Here is a 17,672-nt window from a genome sequence, read left to right on the forward strand (position 1 = left end):
TCGAGTGGATCACGGTCTGTCATAAACCTTCTTCACACATCGAATTCCACATTCCGTTAAGTCGACGATGCCCGATGAAGACCACCATCATCGCAATAGGCGGCCAGTAGTTCGGCAATGGCTTCATATGGCGTTGGCGCTGCGTTGCAAAATTACCGCGTCTCGAGCATTCGCATTAACCGGCCTCGATAACTGTCGAGAATGACTGCCAGCACGATGACGGCGCCGATGACGATCGGCTTGATGTTGTCGTCGGCGCCCAAGAGCTGCAAGCCCGTGGACAGCACCTGCAGGATGCACGCGCCCACCAGCGTTCCGACAATCGAGCCCTTGCCGCCCGAAAGGCTGGTGCCGCCGATAATGACGGCAGCGATGGCATTCAGCTCATAGCCGATACCTGCGACCGGGCTGCCAACATTGAGGCGAAGCAGGTAAACCATGGCTGCAATGCCTGCCGTCAGTCCGGAGATCGTGAAGACTGCAATTTTGATCTTTTTTGGCTCATGCCCCGACAGCCGCACCGCCTCTTCATTCGTGCCGACCGCGAAAACGAAGCGGCCGAACACTGTGTAGCGCAGCACGAACCAGCCGATGAGGACAACGACCATCGCAATGAGAAAGATCGACGGGAGTATGTCCCAGAAGATCAGGTTGCCGAAATCGACGAAGGGCTGTGGCAGGCCGGTGATGGTGGAGTTATCGCTGACGACGCGTGCCAGGCCGCTTGCGACGTTCAACATGCCAAGCGTGACGATGAAGGACGGGAGCTTCCACTTCTCGCAGACCCATCCGTTGACCGCCCCAAGAACGGCACCGGTACCCATCGAGGCGAGTGATGCGAGCACGATCGCCTGCCAGGGGGAGAATCTCGGATCGACCATGATCGTCGCGCCAATGACCGTGCAAAGGGCAAGCAGCGAGCCGACTGAAAGGTCAATCCCGCCCACGAGAATGACGAAGGTCATGCCCGAAGCAAGCACGGTGTTGATCGCAATTTGCACGAAGATCTTCAGAAAGTTTTCTGGCGTCGCGAAATAGGGTGCCGTCACCGAGAAGAATATCAGGATCAGAACGAGAGCGATGGCAACGCCCGCTTCCTTCATCGAAATCCGGATGAGCTTGTCCCAGACGCTGCTCTCTTTTGCCTCGGTCTTGTTTTCAACGTTCTCGGACACGACTGTACTCCTTGTAAGCAAGTGAGAGGATCTTGCCCTCTTCGAATTCTTCCCGAGATACTTCGCCGGCTATCTTGCCATCCGACAACACGATGATGCGATGGCAGATGCTGATGAGCTCCGGCAGATCGGACGACACGACCAGAACGCCTTTGCCTTCAGCGGCAAATTTCGACAGGAGTTCATAGATCTCGGCCTTCGCACCCACGTCGATACCGCGGGTCGGTTCATCGAAAATCAGCACCTTGGGGCCACGGAACAGCCATTTAGCAATCACCACCTTTTGCTGATTGCCCCCGGAAAAGGTTCTAACGGCCTGACGGATCGAGGGGGTCTTGATACGGAGTTCGCGCACAAGACGCTGTGAATGATCATCCTCCGTCTTTCGCATGATCAAACCGTTGCGGGAGATCTTGCCGATATCCGTGATGGTGGTGTTTTCGGCGCAGCTCATGTCGAGCATCAAGCCCTGCATCTTGCGGTCTTCGGTTGCCAGGCACAGCCCTGCCGCAACGGCATCTTTCGGCGAATTGATCTCGACCGGCTCGCCATTGATGCGAATTTCGCCGGCAGCCTTGGCATCGGCGCCGAATATGGCGCGAACCGCCTCCGTTCGACCGCTGCCAACGAGGCCCGCTATGCCGACGATTTCGCCCTTGGCGACGGAAAATGACAGGTCCGGGCTGCTTCGTGTCACCTTCAAGCCGGAGACGCCGAGCGCCTCCCCGGAGACGACGCTATCGCCACGAAACGCGTTGTGGTCCGACAGCGTCCGCCCGACCATCAGTTCAACGATCTGCGGAATACTCAATCCGGCGAGCGGCCGCGTGATCACATGCTGGCCGTCGCGCAGGATAGTGACATCGTCGCCGACCTCGAAGACCTCCTCGAGCCTATGGGAGATGTAAAGCGTCGTGACGCCCCGCGCCTTTAGCCGTTTCAGAATTTCGAAGAGGCGATCGACCTCCTTGGAGGTCAAGGTCGCCGTCGGTTCGTCGAGAACCAGAAGCTTGCTTTCGTAGCAGAGCGCCTTGGCGATCTCGAGCAGCTGCAGCTGTGCCACACTCAAGCGGCTGGCAAGTGTCGTCGGCGCCACGTCAAGACCAACCTCCGCCAGGAGCTCTGCCGCTCTGCCATTCATTTCCTTGTAGTTCACCAGGCCGTATCGGCGAGGCAGATGCTCAAAGAGCAGGTTTTCGGCAACCGTGAGATTGGAAAGAGGATGCAGTTCCTGATGGATGACGCGGATACCCGCTTTGAAAGCCTCCAGAGGCGACGTTGGACTATAGGTTTCGCCGTCAAACAGGATACGGCCGTCGTCTGGCTTGAACACACCTCCGAGCAGATTGATCAGGGTGGATTTTCCAGCACCGTTCTCGCCGAGAAGAACGTGCCCCTTGCCGCGGCCGATCCGAATGGAAACATCCCTGAGCGCAACGACGCCGGGGAAGCGCTTGCCTATTCCTTCCAGCTTCAGGATGAAGTCATCTGCCGTGCCTGACACGTCCACCTCGTGCATGTTCTATTTCGAATTGGAGACGGCTACTCTTCCGCGCTGCACGCACCGGCAAAGCGCAGAAACGGCCTTATCCGGAGGCATCAACGATCAGCCGCTGGGTGGAGGATAGCGCCGGCCGCAGCCGGCGCTTCCTTTACCCTCGAAGCCGAAGCAGGACTACTTGATGTCCTTGGCAGTGACGAGCGTGACGTCCGTCTTGACCCAGCCGGAGAATTTTTCGCCGGCATATTCGCGAAGGCCATACTTGATGCCCAAGGCCGCCATCTCGGCACCATATTGCTCGACGGTGGCAAGCATCTTGCCGTCCTTGATCAACGGCTTGACGGACGGAATATTATCGAAGCCGACGACCTTGATCTTGCCACTCTGCCCGGACGCATCCAGAGCCTTGACCACGCCGAGAGCCATGGAGTCGTTTGCAGCCATGACGCCCTGAATATCCTTATATTTGGTCAGGAAATTCGTCATGACGGTGTTGGCTTCTTCCGTCTCCCAATGCGCGGTCTTGCTGTCGAGAAGCTCGAGCTTGCCACTCTTGATGGAGTCCATGAAGCCTACCTTGCGCTCCTTGGCATTGTCGGCCTCAGGATTGCCTTCGAGGATCACGACCTTGGCGCCCGGCCCCAGATCCTTGGCAAGAGCATCGCCCGCAAGCTTGGCGCCCTCGGTGTTGTCAGGTCCGAAGAAAGCAAGGTCGATACCGGCTGCCTTCTTGGCATCAGCATCCAGCGGCACGTCGATGTTGATAACCTTAACGCCGGCTTTCACGGCCTTTGCAAGCGGCGTGGCCATCGCCTTTGAATCGGCAGGCGCAACAACGATGATGTCGTATTTCTGCGTCACGAAGTTTTCGACGGCATCGACCTGCGAAGCGAAGTCACGTTCGTCCTTCATGCCAACGGCCTTGAAGTCGAACTTGTCTTTGTTCTCAGCCGCATATTTGTCGGCCCCGGCCTTCATTTGTTTGAAGAACTCATTGGACAAGGATTTCATGATCAGGCCGACCTTGGGCTTGCTGGCCGCGAAGGCGGGCGACACGCCGCAAGACAATGCAAGCACCAGCGTACCGGCAAGACCGAGCTTCAGCGCCGCACGGCGAGGTGCGTTGATCAAGACGGATTCATGCTTCTTGGAATTGGACATTTTTCTCCTCCCGAACGGTCCTGGGCTCAGCTCCACCTGAGTTGTCAACGACAATGAACCGTTTCCACGCCTATTGGGTAGCAACGCTCCCAGGCATTGTCAAGGCGCCGAAAATAACACAAAAACCAGTATGGATTGCAATTTATGGCACTTGCTGCAGTATGCGTGATGAACCGTTTCCTTGTCCCAATGTGTCGGCAACCAAATTGAAGATGCGGCGCTTCGACTAGGGCAGTAGAGACCACCAGCTGAGAGCCACAGTCAGGCACCTTTCCGGGTCGGTGACGATGAAGAAAAGGACATATGTTTCTGTTATGCCAAAGGTCGGAATTCGAGACGTCGCCAAGCTTGCAGAAGTTTCTACCGGGACGGTTTCGAGAGTTTTGAATGACCACCCCTCCGTCACGCAGGAACTGAGGGCTCGCGTTAACGGCATCATCAATGAACTTGGCTATATGCCCGACCCATCTGCAAGAAGCATGCGCAGCAAAGTCAGTCGCTTGATAGGCATTATCATACCGGATCTGACCAATCCCTTCTTTTCGGAACTCGTCCAATCTGCCGAGCAAGCCGCCGCAAATCACGGTTACAACATCATCGTCATGACATCCTTCGATCATGCAGCGAAGGAGGCAGACCGGATCAGGCAACTGACCAGCCGAAAGGTGGATGGCATTATCCTCGTTCCCAGCAACGATTTCCATACGTTGAAACTGCCGAAAGGGCTGCCGATCGTCGTCATCGACCGTCTTATGCCCGGATATTCAGGCATAGCCGCCGATCACCGCAACGGGGTCCGGCTGGGCGTCGAATATCTCTTGAAACTCGGTCATCGCCGCATCGGTTTCATTTCTGGCCCGAAACATTCGGTCCCCGCCAATGATCGCTTCAAGGGCTATCTGGACGCGATGGAGCAGGCCGGCGACAGCGTGCAAAATGCCGGGTCACCGCTGATTGCCGAGGCCGCCTTCGACTATGAAAGTGGTCGTTCCGCAGGAAATTATCTCCTCGCGCGTGCGCGCAACGAGCGCCCGACCGCGATATTTGCGAGCTCCGACCAGCAGGCGATCGGTTGCATGCGGGCGGCATATGATCTGGGAATCCCCGTACCTGCAGCCCTTTCCATTGCAGGATTCGACGGCATCCCGCTTTCCAGCATGACAATCCCGCGCCTGACGACGATGAAGCAGCCGATCCAAAAAATCGCGGCAGCAGCCGTAGCGGTCCTGTTGAATGAGCGGCCCGCACCAAGCGTCGACCAGCCGATCTTATTCGCCTGCGAGCTTTCGGAGGGCGAAACAACCGCCGCCCCTCAACCCGATTATGATTCTGGCATAGTCGCGCGGCCGCCTTATCGTAACTAGTGCGATTTCTGACGCTTGCGGGCATTGGTGCAGCAATCGCAGTGGTGATGTCATGACTGCACCCGCCCCGCGAAGCTCAAACACCGGCCAAATTCACATCGTCAAACGGGTGCCGTCCAGACATGACATCCCCAAGCAGGCTGCTCCATTTCGACATTGATGCGAATGTCACAAGGCCGACGCCTTGATGTCGATATACCAGCAGTCTAGGCGATACCCGGAACTCTGATCCTGCGCCGGGCGACCATTTCGTTTTCGTTCGCACGCCTGCTAATAACGGCATCCGCATCTATAGACCGGATGCAAAATGGGCCGGCATAACCGGCCCATCCACAATCAATGCTGCTCGACCGGTGCGGGCACGGCAGCCGGCGAACCTCGCGACCCAAGCCGGTCGGCGACCAGCATCGACAGCATCATTTCCACAAGGCCATTGGCGGCACCCTTCTCAACACCGGCTCCGCCGACCTGGATCTGCGGCACGAGTGGCAGCCTGCCGTTCTCGATCGCCTCGGCGAAGCGCATGAGGACCTGCGAGTGGAGCTGATAATCTGGCCCGCCGAAGGCCGCGACCTTTTTCTCGGTCGCCTCGGCTTCCGCCAGACCGACGGCGCGCACCTTCTCGGCATCTGCAAAACCGGTCGCCTTGATGCGTTCGGCATCGGCAAGCGCGATAGCCTTGATCCGGTCGGCCTCGCCCAGGCCGGCGAGGCGCACTTTCTCGGCTTCTGCCTTGGCCGTGACCTGAATGGTTTCCGCCTGCTGACGGGTGCGAGCGAGTTGCGCTTTGCCCTCGTTCTCGCTGATCTCGATGGCGAGCGCGGACGAGGTGATATTGGCCTGTTGCTGGGCGAGCGCCTCCTTCTCACGCAGCGTGCGCTCCTGAATGGCGGCTGCCTCCTGCAATTTATAAGTCTCGACCTTTTCGACCGCGATCTGACGCTCGCGCAGCTGGATCAGGATCTGCTCTATGCTGTTCTGGCCACTGGCCGCGCGCGGCGTACCGATCAACACTTCCTGCAGTTCGAGACTGTAGGAGGCGAATTTTTCGCGCATCTCCTCGCCCGACTTGTGCTGGATATCGCTGCGCTCCTGCAAAAGCTGGATCAGCGTCTTTGTCTGGGCGATATTCTTGAAGTAGGCCGAGACCATCGGATCGAGCGTCTGCTCGACCAGCCGCTTGATGTCGCCGAAACGCTGTACCACGAGTGGCGCCTTCATATAGTCGATATGCACGACGACGGACAGCGGCAGCACAGGCTCGAACGCATCCTTGGTGATCAGCGACACTTCCGACAGGTTCTCGTCCAGCCTGTGTTCGCCGAACTGTTCTTTCGTCCATTTGAGTACGAAGTTGGTGGTCGGCACGATGACGATATTGCCGGCATAGGTATTGAACGCATATTTGCCTGGTAGTAGCGGCGTCGACCAGACACCACGGGCGCCCATTTCGACCAGTTCGCCATGACGGTAGGCCTGTCCGGATATATCCGTGCCATGGCGGCCATTATAGGAGACGACGACGCCAACGGTGCCGACGCCGATAATGGTCTTTTCTACCAACTCGACGGTCGCGAAGATGCGATTAAGGAAATAACTGCCGTCGGCGAGCACCTGCAACTGTCGACCGCGGTAGCCGCCGGCATTGAGAAACTTCTCCGGATCCTGGAAATTGTTGTGGAAGTTTAGATCCTTCGGGTCGTTGGCAACGGTCGGCGCAATGATCTCGCCATCCGGCAGCGCCGGACCATCGTGGATGGTGACGATGCCGATCATGTCCTCGGCGTCATGGATGAGAACGGGTTCGAAGCCATTCCGCTCCGTTATCAGCGTGGACATGTCGGCAAACAGACTTTGTTCCGACGAGTTCAGGTTGACGGCATAGGTCGATTGCGCGGTGAGCACGATGAACTGGGCGAGATTGATGGCATAGGTGCCCTCGCGCAGGATCTTGCGCTGCGGACCCTTCTGGCCGCCTTTTATGAGAAAGCCGCGCACATCCTGGAAGTCGTCGGCTTCGATATTCGACGCAAGCGTCTGTGTCGGCGGCAACGGCCCGCCGTCACGGGCGAAGACATAGCCGATCTGCCCCTGCGGAATGGTCACGAGATTGGCTCGATGCATCGAATACTGGAACGGCATGAAGAAATGTAGGCCGCCGCGCACAACTTCCGGCTGGAAGCCGGCCTCGCCGTTGAGCGCAATGAAGCCGTTCTTGACGGAGCCGCGAAAACTCCACAGCTTTTCGAGAATACCGAGCCTGTCGTTCGGGATATAGCGGATCATGCCGCTCCACCGGAACAGGATTGCCAGCACGATGACCGGGACGGCGATTTCTATCGCCTTCCATTCCATCGAACTGAGATTGGGTAGGGCTTCCATCTTTTCTCTCCTAAAGGCGCACGGGTTCGTCCACCCGACTGCCGCCCGGTTGGTGTATGGTTGATAAAACGGGGAGATTGCGCCTATGCGCTCGACGCACTAAGGGCGCGTCGAATGCCGGGGCTGCTCATTGTTTGGAAAGATGACCGCGCGTCTCCAGTCCCCACTGAGGGACAGCGTGGTCGTGAGGGGTCTCACATCGGTGTAGCCTTGATAGACATAACGGAAGATGACGTGGGGATTGCCCCTATAGGTTTAAAGATAACCGATCCGGAAATCGCATAAGTATTTCCAACGATTTCAATATTTCGAGCATTCCATTCTGCTGAATCATACCTAGTGCGCTTGATTGTTTCGGTAAGCGTCAGCGTTAGTGCCGGGATCCGAGGGGAACATAAGCATTTGTGGGGCGGTCAGGCGGCGAGTTGATTGCGTACAGGCGCCAGCGCTGAACCCAGTAATTCCTCATTGAGGAATGGGCCGTAGACTTCGGGGCTCTGTTGCAAAAAATCTATTGAAGGCCGAAAGATGGCGCTTGTGCACGGATCGTTGGCGGTGGTGCTTTAGTGGAACGGCGATAGAAATAGTCGGCTGTTCATTTTCATGCCTTTCAAACATAACGCAGCCCGCCGCCATCGCATCGGCAAGATGAAGTTCAAGGTGACGAATTGGCGGGAATATGAGGCAGGCCTTCGCCGACGCGGCAGCCTGACGCTGTGGGTGACCGGGGAAGCGTTGTCGTCTTGGCAAGCGCCGAAGCGGGTGACCCGAGGTGGCCAGCCGCGCTATTCCGATCTGGCGATCGAGACCGCTCTGACGCTGGGCTTGGCGTTTGGCCTGCGACTGCGCCAGACCGAGGGCTTACTGGCATCGGTGCTGGCCAGTGGTCGGAGGAAAAGCACGGCGCCAGATCGCGGCGGAGCTGGCGAAAACTGCATCTGGCGCTGAATGCCGATAGCGGTGAGATCATCGCGCACGCCCTGACTGACCGGGAGACCGGCGATGCCTCGCAGGTGGAGGTGCTGCTCGATCAGATCGACACCTCAATCAGCCAGTTCACAGCCGATGGTGCGTATGACGGCAAGCCGACTTATGCCGCCGTCAACAAACACAGCGCCGGTGCTGTCGTGATCATTCCGCCGCGCGCCAACGCGGTCGAGCGAGCCGATACGGAACCTCCCGGCCAGCGGGACCGGCATGTCGCGGCAGTCAACAATGACGGCCGGATGAATTGGCAGGCCGTCACCGGTTACGGCAAGCGGTGCCTCGTTGAGACCGCTATCGGTAGATACAAGTCGATCATTGGAGGGCGGCTGAGGGCACGATCATTCGCAGCGCAACAGATAGAGGTCGGCCTTGGCTGCTCGGCTCTCAATCGCATGTTGGCGTGCGCACGCCCGAAATCTGCCCGCTACTGCGCCGCCACAGCATAGCCAACAACATCGAAGATCGGAATCCGTTCACGCCGCCATCGATGCACCAAGGCTGTTGGGCGGCGTTCGGATGCCCGCCGCCTGTTTTCTCAGAACGGATAGTGCTGAGCCGAATCTTCGATGGTGATCCAGCGCAGGTCGGTGAATTCGGCGATGGCCGCCTTGCCTCCGAAGCGGCCGTAACCACTGCCCTTCACGCCGCCGAACGGCATCTGCGCTTCGTCGTTCAGGGTCGGGCCGTTGATGTGGCAGATCCCCGTCTCGATGCGGGCTGCGACAGCGAGCGCCCGCTGAACATCGCGGCTGAAGACCGCCGACGACAGACCATATTCGGTGTCATTGGCGACGTGCACCGCCTCGTCTTCGTCCGCCACGCGGATGATCGGCTTCACCGGCCCGAAGGACTCCTCCGCATAGACGCGCATCGCGGGCGTGACGTGGTCGAGAAGGGTCGCCTCGACGACCGTGCCGGTCCGCTTGCCGCCGGCGACCAGCTTTGCGCCCTTGGCCTCAGCGTCGGCGATCAGTGCTTCCATCTTTTTGGCTGCGTCGAGGCTGATGAGGGAGCCCAGCACGACATGGCCGCGCGGATCGCCCGCCGGAAGTTTTGCGGCATGCGCCGCGAGCTTGGCGACGAATTCGTCTGCGATCGCCTGGTGGACGATGATCCGTTCCGTCGACATGCAGATCTGGCCCTGGTTCATGAAGGCGCCGAAGATTGCGGCATTCACCGCGCCGTCGATATCCGCATCGTCGAGAATGACAAGCGGCGCCTTGCCGCCGAGTTCCAGAAGCGCCGGCTTCAGGTGCCGGCCGCTGAGTTCGGCGATAATCTTGCCGACCTTGGTCGAGCCGGTGAAGTTGACGCGACGTACGGCTGGATGAGCAATCAGCGCTTCCACGATCTGCGGCGCGTCTTCCGGTGCATTGGTGATGACATTGATGACCCCTGCCGGCAGGCCCGCTTCAACGAGCGCCGTCGCGATCAGGCGATGCGTGCCCGGGCATTGTTCGGATGCCTTGAGGATGACCGTGTTGCCACAGGCAATCGGCATGGCGACGGCGCGGGTGCCGAGGATGACGGGGGCGTTCCAGGGGGCGATTGCAAGGCAGACGCCGGCTGCCTGGCGAACGCCCATGGCGAGCGTGCCGGGCTTGTCCGAGGGAATGATCTCGCCGGAAATCTGCGTCGTCATCGCGCCGGCCTCGCGCAGGATGTTGGCGGCTAGCATCACATTGAAGCCTGCCCAGGGGGCGGTGGCTCCCGTCTCCTCGATCATCAGCCGGGTGAATTCGCCGACCTTCGAATCCATGATGTCGGCGGCCTTCATCAGGATCGCGCGGCGCTGGCCGGGTCCGGTCTTCGACCACGCGGGAAAGGCCGCCGACGCAGCCTCGATCGCTGCCGTGACATCATCGAGGCCGGCCGCGGGCGCGCGGGTTGCAAGCTCTTCGGTGAAGGGATCCATACGGTCATAGGTCCGGCCGCTGGCGGCGGCGCAGTCCACGCCGTTGATGAGAAGGGAAATATGCATGTCTGTCTCCTGATGAAAACGAAAACTAGAAGCCGAGAACCGAGGCGTTGATGGAGGCCTCGAGGCCGCCGTCGGTGGCAAGGTTGGTGCCGTTGATCCAGCGTGCGCCATCCGAGCAGAGGAAGAGAATGGCTGGCGCGATATCGGCTGCAGTTGCGGCGCGGCCGACGCGGGTGATATCGCTGTCGACGCGTTCGTCGCCGAGGACCGCACGGAATTGGCTGAGAATCGGTGTCTCGACCGGGCCAGGGCTGACGGCATTGACGCGGATGCCGTGCTCCTTGAACAGCGGCTGGTGGGCGGCGCGCATCGTCCAGAGCAGAAGGAGTTCCTTGGAGAGAGGGTAGCCTTCCTCATCCTTCAGGCCGTGCTTGGCGGCAAGGCTTTCGATACCCGGAAAACCCTCTATGGCGGTCAGTGTCTTCGCCCGCTCGAGATTTGCGCGCCAGCCATAGCCGGCGATGGAGGCGACGTTGACCACCGCTCCGCCTTCGCGAAGCCGCGGCGCCACCGCCTCTGTCAGGGCGCGCAACCCATAGAAATTCACCGCCAGCGTTGCAACAATACCGGTATTGCCCGAGAGGCCCGCGACATTGGCGAGTGCGTCGATATGCTTGGGCAATTGCTGGACGATTTCCGCGACGCCGGCGGGGGTCGAGATGTCGCCCCTGATGAAGGAGGAGGGCGCCTGGGGCGGTTCGCGCACGTCGACACCGATGACATCAGCACCCAGGTTACCCGCCAGCTCGGCGGTGCGTGCGCCAATGCCGGAGGCGACGCCGGTGATCAGAATGGTCTTGCCGAAAAGCATAGTCTTCACCTTTCTCGACGGGATCGGAAAATCCGCCGATCGCTATCGTTTGTCTTTCAGGAGGTCCGGCAGCGTCAGCCGGTAGCCGACCGGCAGAAGTTGCAGGCCGAAGCGATGTTCGATCTCTCCCCAGAGGCCGTGCGGTAGGTAAAGGGAGAAGAGCACGGCTGTTGCGCCGAGGCCGATCAGGTACCAGACGCCGGTTCCGCCGAAGAGTGTCTCGATGACGAAGAACAGGATCGCGCCGAGGATCGCGCCTTCGAACTTTCCGATGCCGCCGACCAGAACCATGAAGATCATGTAGGCGGTCCATTGGACGCTGAAATAGGTCTTCGGCTGGAAGGTGGTGGCTGTCGCCAGCCAAAGGCCACCGGCAACCGCGATGCCGAAGGCGGCAAGAACGAAGAGCAGCCTTTTGGTGGCGATGACGCGCACGCCAACGGAGGTTGCCGCGTCCTCATTGTCACGGATGGCCTGCATGGCGGCTCCTGCGCGGCTGCGCATCAGCGTGAACAGGGCGCCGAGCAGGGCCGCCATGGCAACCAGCGCCAGCCAGTAAATCGTCGCGCGCCGGGTGGTGCTGTCGTAGACGTTCAGCGAGATCAGCGATGTGCCGGTCTCGCCCTGGATGAGGCGGTCGAGATTGACGAGCAGATGGACGAGTTCGGCCACGACCCACATGCCGATAGCAAATTCTCCGCCCTTGAGCCGCAGCATGAACAGCGACAGCGGGATCGATAGCGCGCCGGTGACGATCGCGGCGACAAACAGCGCAACGAAGGGATTGAGCCCCGCATCCGCGAGCCGGATGGTGAAATAGGCGCCAAGGCCGAAGAACACCTGCTGGCCGACCGAGACGAGCCCGCCGAACCCGGCCAGTGCGTTCCACATGGCGGCAAGGATCACGTAGATGAACAGGGCGGTCATCCGGTCGATCATGCCGGCGCCGAGAAAGGCGGGGGCAAGCGCCAGGATCACCAGCGCCAGCGCCATGGCGGCGAGCGCCATCCGCGACGATTTTGTCCAGCGCTCGATGGATATGCCGTTGGAGGCGAAGGTCATGCCGGGCTCCGAAGAAAAAATGCGCGAATTTTGCTGAAGGTTGGCACGCCGGACCGGAAGAGCCGCAGGAAGACGACCAGCAAGAACACAACGTGCCCGCCGATCAGAAAGCCCTGCGGATGCAATTGCGCGCCAAGCGACTGGGCGAGCCCGAGGACCATGCCGCCAGCCAGCGTGCCCCACAGGGAGCCCGCGCCGCCGATGACGGCTGCCTCGAAGGCAAAGAGCAGTTGCGGCGCGCCCGCATAGGCACTGAAGGTCGCCCGCATGGCGAGGAATGCCCCGGCGATCCCGATGGTGACCATCGTGATCGCGGTCGCCATCGCATTCACCCTGCGGGCGTCGATGCCGACGAGACCTGCCGTATCGGGATCTTCCGCCGTGGCGCGGATCGCGCGGCCAAGGGCGAAGCGGCTGAGGAAGAACTGCAGCCCACCGAGAATGGTGATCGCCGTTGCCATCATCATCACAGCGAGCTTGCCGACGAAGATATGACCGGGCAATTGCCAGGACGCGTAGGAGAGGTTGCCGATAAAGGGCGCCAGCGATCTCGTGTCCGCGCCGAATTGCTCGAACAGCAGGTTGTCGATGACGATCGACAGGCCGAAGGTGGTGAGGATCGGCAACAGCGTGCCGCCGCGAGCGCTGCGCTCGAGAACGAAACGTTGCAGCAGCCAGCCGAAGGCCGCCATTATGGGCAAGACGATCAGCAGGCCTGCGAAGGGCGAGATACCGAACTTGGAGGCCAGCAGCCAGAGGCCATAGGCCGCCGCAACCGCCAGGCTGCCATGCGCCAGGTTGATGATGCGCATGACCGAGAACATGAAGGACAGGCCGCAGGCGATGACGGCATAATAGCCGCCGAGCAGCAGCCCCTGGAGCAAGGTATTGATCACGATGCGCTCCTGTCGCTGTCTGCCCGATGATGCAGCCCGAAATAGGCCTTGGTGATTTCGTCGCGGGTAACACCTGCCGCCGGCCTGTCGAGGACGACACGTCCCTCCAGCATGCAGATGACGCGGCTGGCGACGCTCATCGCCCGTCCGAGGTCCTGTTCGACGAGAACGATGGTGGTTCCCGAAGACAGCAGCGCCTGTAGCTGCGCATAGACGCGATCGACCACAAGCGGTGACAGGCCGAGCGAAACTTCGTCGAGAAGGAGAATGTCGGGATTGCTCATCAGCGCCCGGCCAATAGCGGTCGCCTGCTGCTCGCCACCGGAGAGGTGGCCGGTCTTGGCGCGGCGGCGGGGCTTCAGGTTCGGGAAGGCATCGAAGACCCGCTCGATCGTCCAGTCGCCCTTGCGGCCGGAGGTCTTTCCGAGCAGCAGGTTTTCCTCGACGGTCATCTGAGAGAAAAGACGCCGCCCCTCCGGTACCAAAGCGATGCCCATGGCGATCCGCTTGTGGGAGGGCACCGTCGTTATATCCCGGCCGCCGAGAAACACCTGGCCCACAGCGGGAAGATGGGCGCCGGCAATCGATCGCAGCAGCGTCGTCTTGCCCGCGCCATTGGCGCCGACCAGGGCCAGCACCTCGCCCTCGGTGATATCGAAATTGACGCCGCGCACCGCCTGCAGCAGGCCGTGGCGGACGTCGAGGTCGCGGATGGAGAGAAGGCTCATGCCGGCGTCCCTCCGAGATAGGCCTTGACGACCTCGGCATTGCTCATCACCGCCTTCGGCTCGCCATCGGCGATGATCTTGCCGGCATCCATGCAGATCAGCCGTTCGACCACCTGCAGCAGGATGTGGACGATATGCTCGATCCAGATGATGCCGATGCCGCGTCGGCGCAATTCGAGGATGGTATCCACCAGCTCGCTGGCCTCGCCGTCGGTCAGGCCGCCGCCGATCTCGTCGAGCAGCATCAGTTTCGGCTTGGTGGCAAGCGCTCGCGCCAATTCCAGGCGTTTCCGGTCGAGCAGGCCGAGCGTGTCGGCTCGGCGATTGGCAACGCCGAGCATGCCGCATAGCGTCAGCGAATCGACGACGCGCTCATAGGCCTCGTCGCGACTGGCGGCATCGCTGTGCGAGGCGGCAACGAAGACATTCTCGAAGGTGGTCATGCCGCTGAAGGGTTTCGGGATCTGATGCGTCCGCACCAGTCCCGACCTGCAGCGATCGGCCGCCGACAGCGCCGTGACGTCAGCGCCGTCGAACGTGACGGTCCCGGCACTTGGCGGAAAGGCACCGGCAAGCACGCTGAGCAGCGTCGTCTTGCCCGCTCCGTTAGGCCCGACGATGCCGACCGCGTCTCCATCACCCATGGAAAAATCGAGGTTTTCGAGAACCACAAGCGCACCGAAGCGCTTGTGGATCCCGTTAGCCGAGAGAAAGGCTTCGCCCGGCCGCTCCTTTTGATCTCGTCGCTGCACGGTGCCGTTACCCATTGTAGGGGATGAGCTTGATGCCGACCGGAACGTTCGGGTCGGTGACGTTTTCGGTGACGACATAGTCGAGCGCAAATTTGGAACCTTCCTGCGCCTTTACCCATTGTGTTCCGATGATCGGTCCGGGCGAGACGTTGGCGACCGGTCCGCTGGTGAAGTCGACCTTGCCGGCAATCGTCGTGGTCTTCAGCGTGCTGATCGCCTTGGCCACGGACTCCTTGCGCTTGACGTCGGTGCTGGCCTTCAGGGCGTCGAAACCGGCGTCGAGAAGCGAGAGGCTGGCGCCAAGCTGCTGCGTCCATTGCTTGCCGCTCGATGCTTCGTAGCCGTCCGCAAGCTCCGTCCCGGACACGCCCGTCAGCGACGACTTGTAGGGGAATGCCTTATGCCAGTAGGCGGCGCTGCTGATATTGACGCCGAGGTCACCGAGCGACTCGATGTCGGAGGGGAAGAGCCCGGTCTTGGCAACCTGGCAAATCTTGATCTGCTGGGTCAGGCCCTGCTGGGCCGCCTGACGCCAGAAGGCGGCGAAATCCGGCGGGATCGGGAAAGAGTTGAAGATCTCGACGCCTTCCTGCTTGAAGAGGGCGATCTGCGCCGAGAAGTCGGTCGTGCCGGTCTCATAGGCGCCCGGATCGACGATGGTGAAGCCGGCCTTGGAAAGGGCCGGGGCCAGATTGGCGCGGATGGCGTTGCCGTCGGCATCATTGGGATACATGACGCCGACCTTCTTGTTGGTCTCGATCAGGTTCCACTGTGAAATATAGGTCTTGAGGAACTCGCCGACGCCGAAGCCGAAATGATAGGTCCATTTGAACGGCGACGGCGCCCCCGGCTTGGCGCCACGACCGAAATACCAGGCTTCCCAAGGCATGACCGTCGACAGGCAGGGTACGCCGGCCGCCTCGCAGGCGTCGGCCACAGGGTTGATGGTTTCCGGGGTGGAAACGACCAGCATCAGGTCGATGCCCTGGTTGTTGATCAGGTCCTTCGCCAATTGCCCGGCGCGGGAGGGATCGGACTGTGTGTCCCGGTCGAGGATTTCCACCTTCCAGGTCTTGCCGCCCGCCTGTAGTCCGGCCGTCAGCGCCTTGCGGGCCAGTTCCAGCACATATCCGTCCGTCTCGCCGAAGCCGCCAAGCGGGCCGGTGCGCGGGCTGATGAAGCCGACCTTGAGCGTGTCGCCGTCGGCGGCAAATGCTGCCCGCCCGCCAAGCGCCAGTGCCGCGCTACCGGCTGCTGTCGCCGCTATGAACGAACGGCGCGTCAACGATGCGGGGTTGATTCTCGTTCCGATGAGATTGTTGGTCATGCAATCGTTCCTCCCTTTTGGAGCCCTCTCGCCCCATGCTTCTTCAGTCTTGCCGGTCGACCGCCGTAGTGCGGCTCAGATCGGATAGTGCCGCGTGCCGGATGCCAGCGTGATCCAGCGCAATTCGGTGAATTCGTCGATCGCGGCCTTGCCGCCGAAACGGCCGTAGCCGCTCGACTTGACCCCGCCGAAGGGCATTTGCGGTTCGTCGGAAACGGTTGCCTCGTTGATGTGGCAGATGCCTGCCTCGATGCGCCTGGCGACAGCCAGCGCCTGGTTGATATCGCGGCCGAACACTGCCGAAGACAGTCCGTATTCATTGTCGTTGGCGATGGTGACGGCCTCGTCGACGCTGTCGACGCGAATGATTGCCGCCAGCGGTCCAAAGCTTTCCTCCCGATAGAGGCGCATGGCGGGCGTCACATGATCGACCACGGTTGCATCCACCAGCATGCCGTTCGCTTGTCCGCCGCAAACAACGACCGCTCCTTTTTGCAAGGCATCGTCGACGAGCGCCTTGATGCGCCGCACCGCCTCGGCGCTGATCATCGTTCCGAGCGGCGTGTTGCCATCGAGTGGATTTCCGGCCACGAGGGTCGAGGCCTTCGCCTTGAATTTCTCGACGAATTCATCGGCGATCGCGTCGAGCAGGATGATGCGCTCGGTGGACATGCAGATCTGGCCCTGGTTCATGAAGGCGCCAAAGGCCGCCGCACGGACGGCCTGATCGATATCGGCGTCCGCGAGCACGATGAAGGGTGCCTTTCCGCCGAGTTCGAGCAAGCAGCGTTTCAGATGCCTCGCCGCTGTCTCGGCAATGATCCGACCGACGCGCGTCGAGCCGGTGAAGTTGATCCGGCGCACCGCGGGGTGGGCGATCAGCGCCTCCACGACGATAGCGGCATCCTTCGGAGCGTTGGTGACGACATTGACGACGCCCGCGGGGAAGCCCGCCTCGCGCATGACCTCTCCGATCAGGCAATGGGTCTTCGGGCAGAGTTCGGAGGCCTTGAGTACGACCGTGTTGCCGCAGGCAAGCGGCATGGCGATCGCCCGGACGCCAAGGATGATCGGCGCATTCCAGGGCGCGATGCCGACGCAGACGCCCGCCGGTTGGCGCACCGCCATCGAAATATTGCCGGAAATGCCCGAGGGAATGATCTCGCCGGTCACCTGGGTGGTCAGCGCGGCGGCCTCGCGCAGCATGTCGGTAGCGAGCTCGCAATTGATCCTGGCCCAAAGGGCGGTCGCCCCGGTCTCTCCGACCATCGCCGCCACGAAATCCGCTGATCGTGCAAGGAGAATGTCTGCCGCCCGGTTAAGCAGTGCGCGGCGTTCACCGGGACCTAGTTCCGACCAGGCGGGAAAGGCCGCGGCGGCGGCATTGGCCGCCCGCGCTGCGTCAAATGTCGAGGCCGCCGGCGCGATGGTCGCGACATCGCCGGTTGCCGGATCAAGGCATTCGAAGGTGGATGCATCTAACGCATCCGCCATCTCGTCATCGATCAGAAGCTTTGCCACAAACATCGCCATCGTCCGGTTCTC

Annotated in this window: 13 protein-coding genes and 1 pseudogene; 2 read left to right on the plus strand and 12 right to left on the minus strand. The window is 60.9% G+C overall.

Going from position 1 to position 17,672, the window contains the following annotated elements:
* Positions 1-152: 152 nt before the first annotated feature.
* From AB6803_RS28215 to AB6803_RS28225, 3 genes are all read right to left on the minus strand, one after another.
* The gene (locus AB6803_RS28215) at positions 153-1,175 is read right to left on the minus strand and encodes an ABC transporter permease (protein WP_371112007.1); all 1,023 of its coding nucleotides are present in this window, start codon (positions 1,173-1,175) and stop codon (positions 153-155) included.
* Positions 1,159-2,694 (minus strand): sugar ABC transporter ATP-binding protein, encoded by a 1,536-nt coding sequence (locus tag AB6803_RS28220; RefSeq protein ID WP_371112008.1) that lies wholly within the window; start codon positions 2,692-2,694, stop codon positions 1,159-1,161. Before AB6803_RS28220 ends, AB6803_RS28215 begins: the two co-directional genes overlap by 17 nt.
* 156 nt (positions 2,695-2,850) lie before the next feature.
* Positions 2,851-3,837, minus strand: coding sequence for a sugar ABC transporter substrate-binding protein (locus AB6803_RS28225; RefSeq protein ID WP_371112009.1), 987 nt, complete (start codon positions 3,835-3,837; stop codon positions 2,851-2,853).
* 314 nt (positions 3,838-4,151) lie between these two features.
* Between AB6803_RS28225 and AB6803_RS28230 the strand changes: the two genes are divergently transcribed.
* Positions 4,152-5,201, plus strand: coding sequence for a LacI family DNA-binding transcriptional regulator (locus AB6803_RS28230; protein WP_371112087.1), 1,050 nt, complete (start codon positions 4,152-4,154; stop codon positions 5,199-5,201).
* A gap of 336 nt (positions 5,202-5,537) precedes the next feature.
* On the opposite strand, the gene AB6803_RS28235 is transcribed toward AB6803_RS28230, so the two are convergent.
* On the minus strand, positions 5,538-7,583 hold the full coding sequence (locus AB6803_RS28235) for an SPFH domain-containing protein (RefSeq protein ID WP_371112010.1): 2,046 nt from the start codon (positions 7,581-7,583) through the stop codon (positions 5,538-5,540).
* A 603-nt stretch (positions 7,584-8,186) separates the two neighbouring features.
* Here AB6803_RS28235 and AB6803_RS28240 point away from each other — a divergent pair.
* Positions 8,187-9,016: pseudogene (locus AB6803_RS28240) on the plus strand (IS5 family transposase).
* A gap of 89 nt (positions 9,017-9,105) precedes the next feature.
* Here the strand turns inward: AB6803_RS28240 and AB6803_RS28245 are convergent.
* The 8 genes from AB6803_RS28245 to AB6803_RS28280 form a co-directional block, all read right to left on the minus strand.
* Positions 9,106-10,551, minus strand: coding sequence for an aldehyde dehydrogenase (locus AB6803_RS28245; protein ID WP_371112011.1), 1,446 nt, complete (start codon positions 10,549-10,551; stop codon positions 9,106-9,108).
* Positions 10,552-10,576: 25 nt separating this feature from the next.
* Entirely contained in the window at positions 10,577-11,362 is a 786-nt protein-coding gene (locus tag AB6803_RS28250; RefSeq protein ID WP_371112012.1) for a coniferyl-alcohol dehydrogenase, read from the minus strand.
* Between the two features lie 42 nt (positions 11,363-11,404).
* Entirely contained in the window at positions 11,405-12,424 is a 1,020-nt protein-coding gene (locus AB6803_RS28255) for a branched-chain amino acid ABC transporter permease (RefSeq protein WP_371112013.1), read from the minus strand.
* Positions 12,421-13,320, minus strand: coding sequence for a branched-chain amino acid ABC transporter permease (locus AB6803_RS28260; protein WP_371112014.1), 900 nt, complete (start codon positions 13,318-13,320; stop codon positions 12,421-12,423). Before AB6803_RS28260 ends, AB6803_RS28255 begins: the two co-directional genes overlap by 4 nt.
* On the minus strand, positions 13,317-14,048 hold the full coding sequence (locus AB6803_RS28265) for an ABC transporter ATP-binding protein (protein WP_371112015.1): 732 nt from the start codon (positions 14,046-14,048) through the stop codon (positions 13,317-13,319). Before AB6803_RS28265 ends, AB6803_RS28260 begins: the two co-directional genes overlap by 4 nt.
* Complete coding sequence (locus AB6803_RS28270; RefSeq protein ID WP_371112016.1) at positions 14,045-14,800, minus strand: ABC transporter ATP-binding protein; 756 nt, start codon at positions 14,798-14,800, stop codon at positions 14,045-14,047. Before AB6803_RS28270 ends, AB6803_RS28265 begins: the two co-directional genes overlap by 4 nt.
* A gap of 7 nt (positions 14,801-14,807) precedes the next feature.
* Positions 14,808-16,127, minus strand: a complete 1,320-nt coding sequence (locus AB6803_RS28275; protein ID WP_371112017.1) for an ABC transporter substrate-binding protein — start codon at positions 16,125-16,127, stop codon at positions 14,808-14,810.
* Positions 16,128-16,202: 75 nt separating this feature from the next.
* Complete coding sequence (locus AB6803_RS28280) at positions 16,203-17,654, minus strand: aldehyde dehydrogenase (protein ID WP_371112088.1); 1,452 nt, start codon at positions 17,652-17,654, stop codon at positions 16,203-16,205.
* Positions 17,655-17,672 lie beyond the last annotated feature (18 nt).

Origin of the sequence: Rhizobium sp. RCC_161_2 (assembly GCF_041355235.1) — a bacterium.
Lineage (GTDB): Bacteria > Pseudomonadota > Alphaproteobacteria > Rhizobiales > Rhizobiaceae > Rhizobium.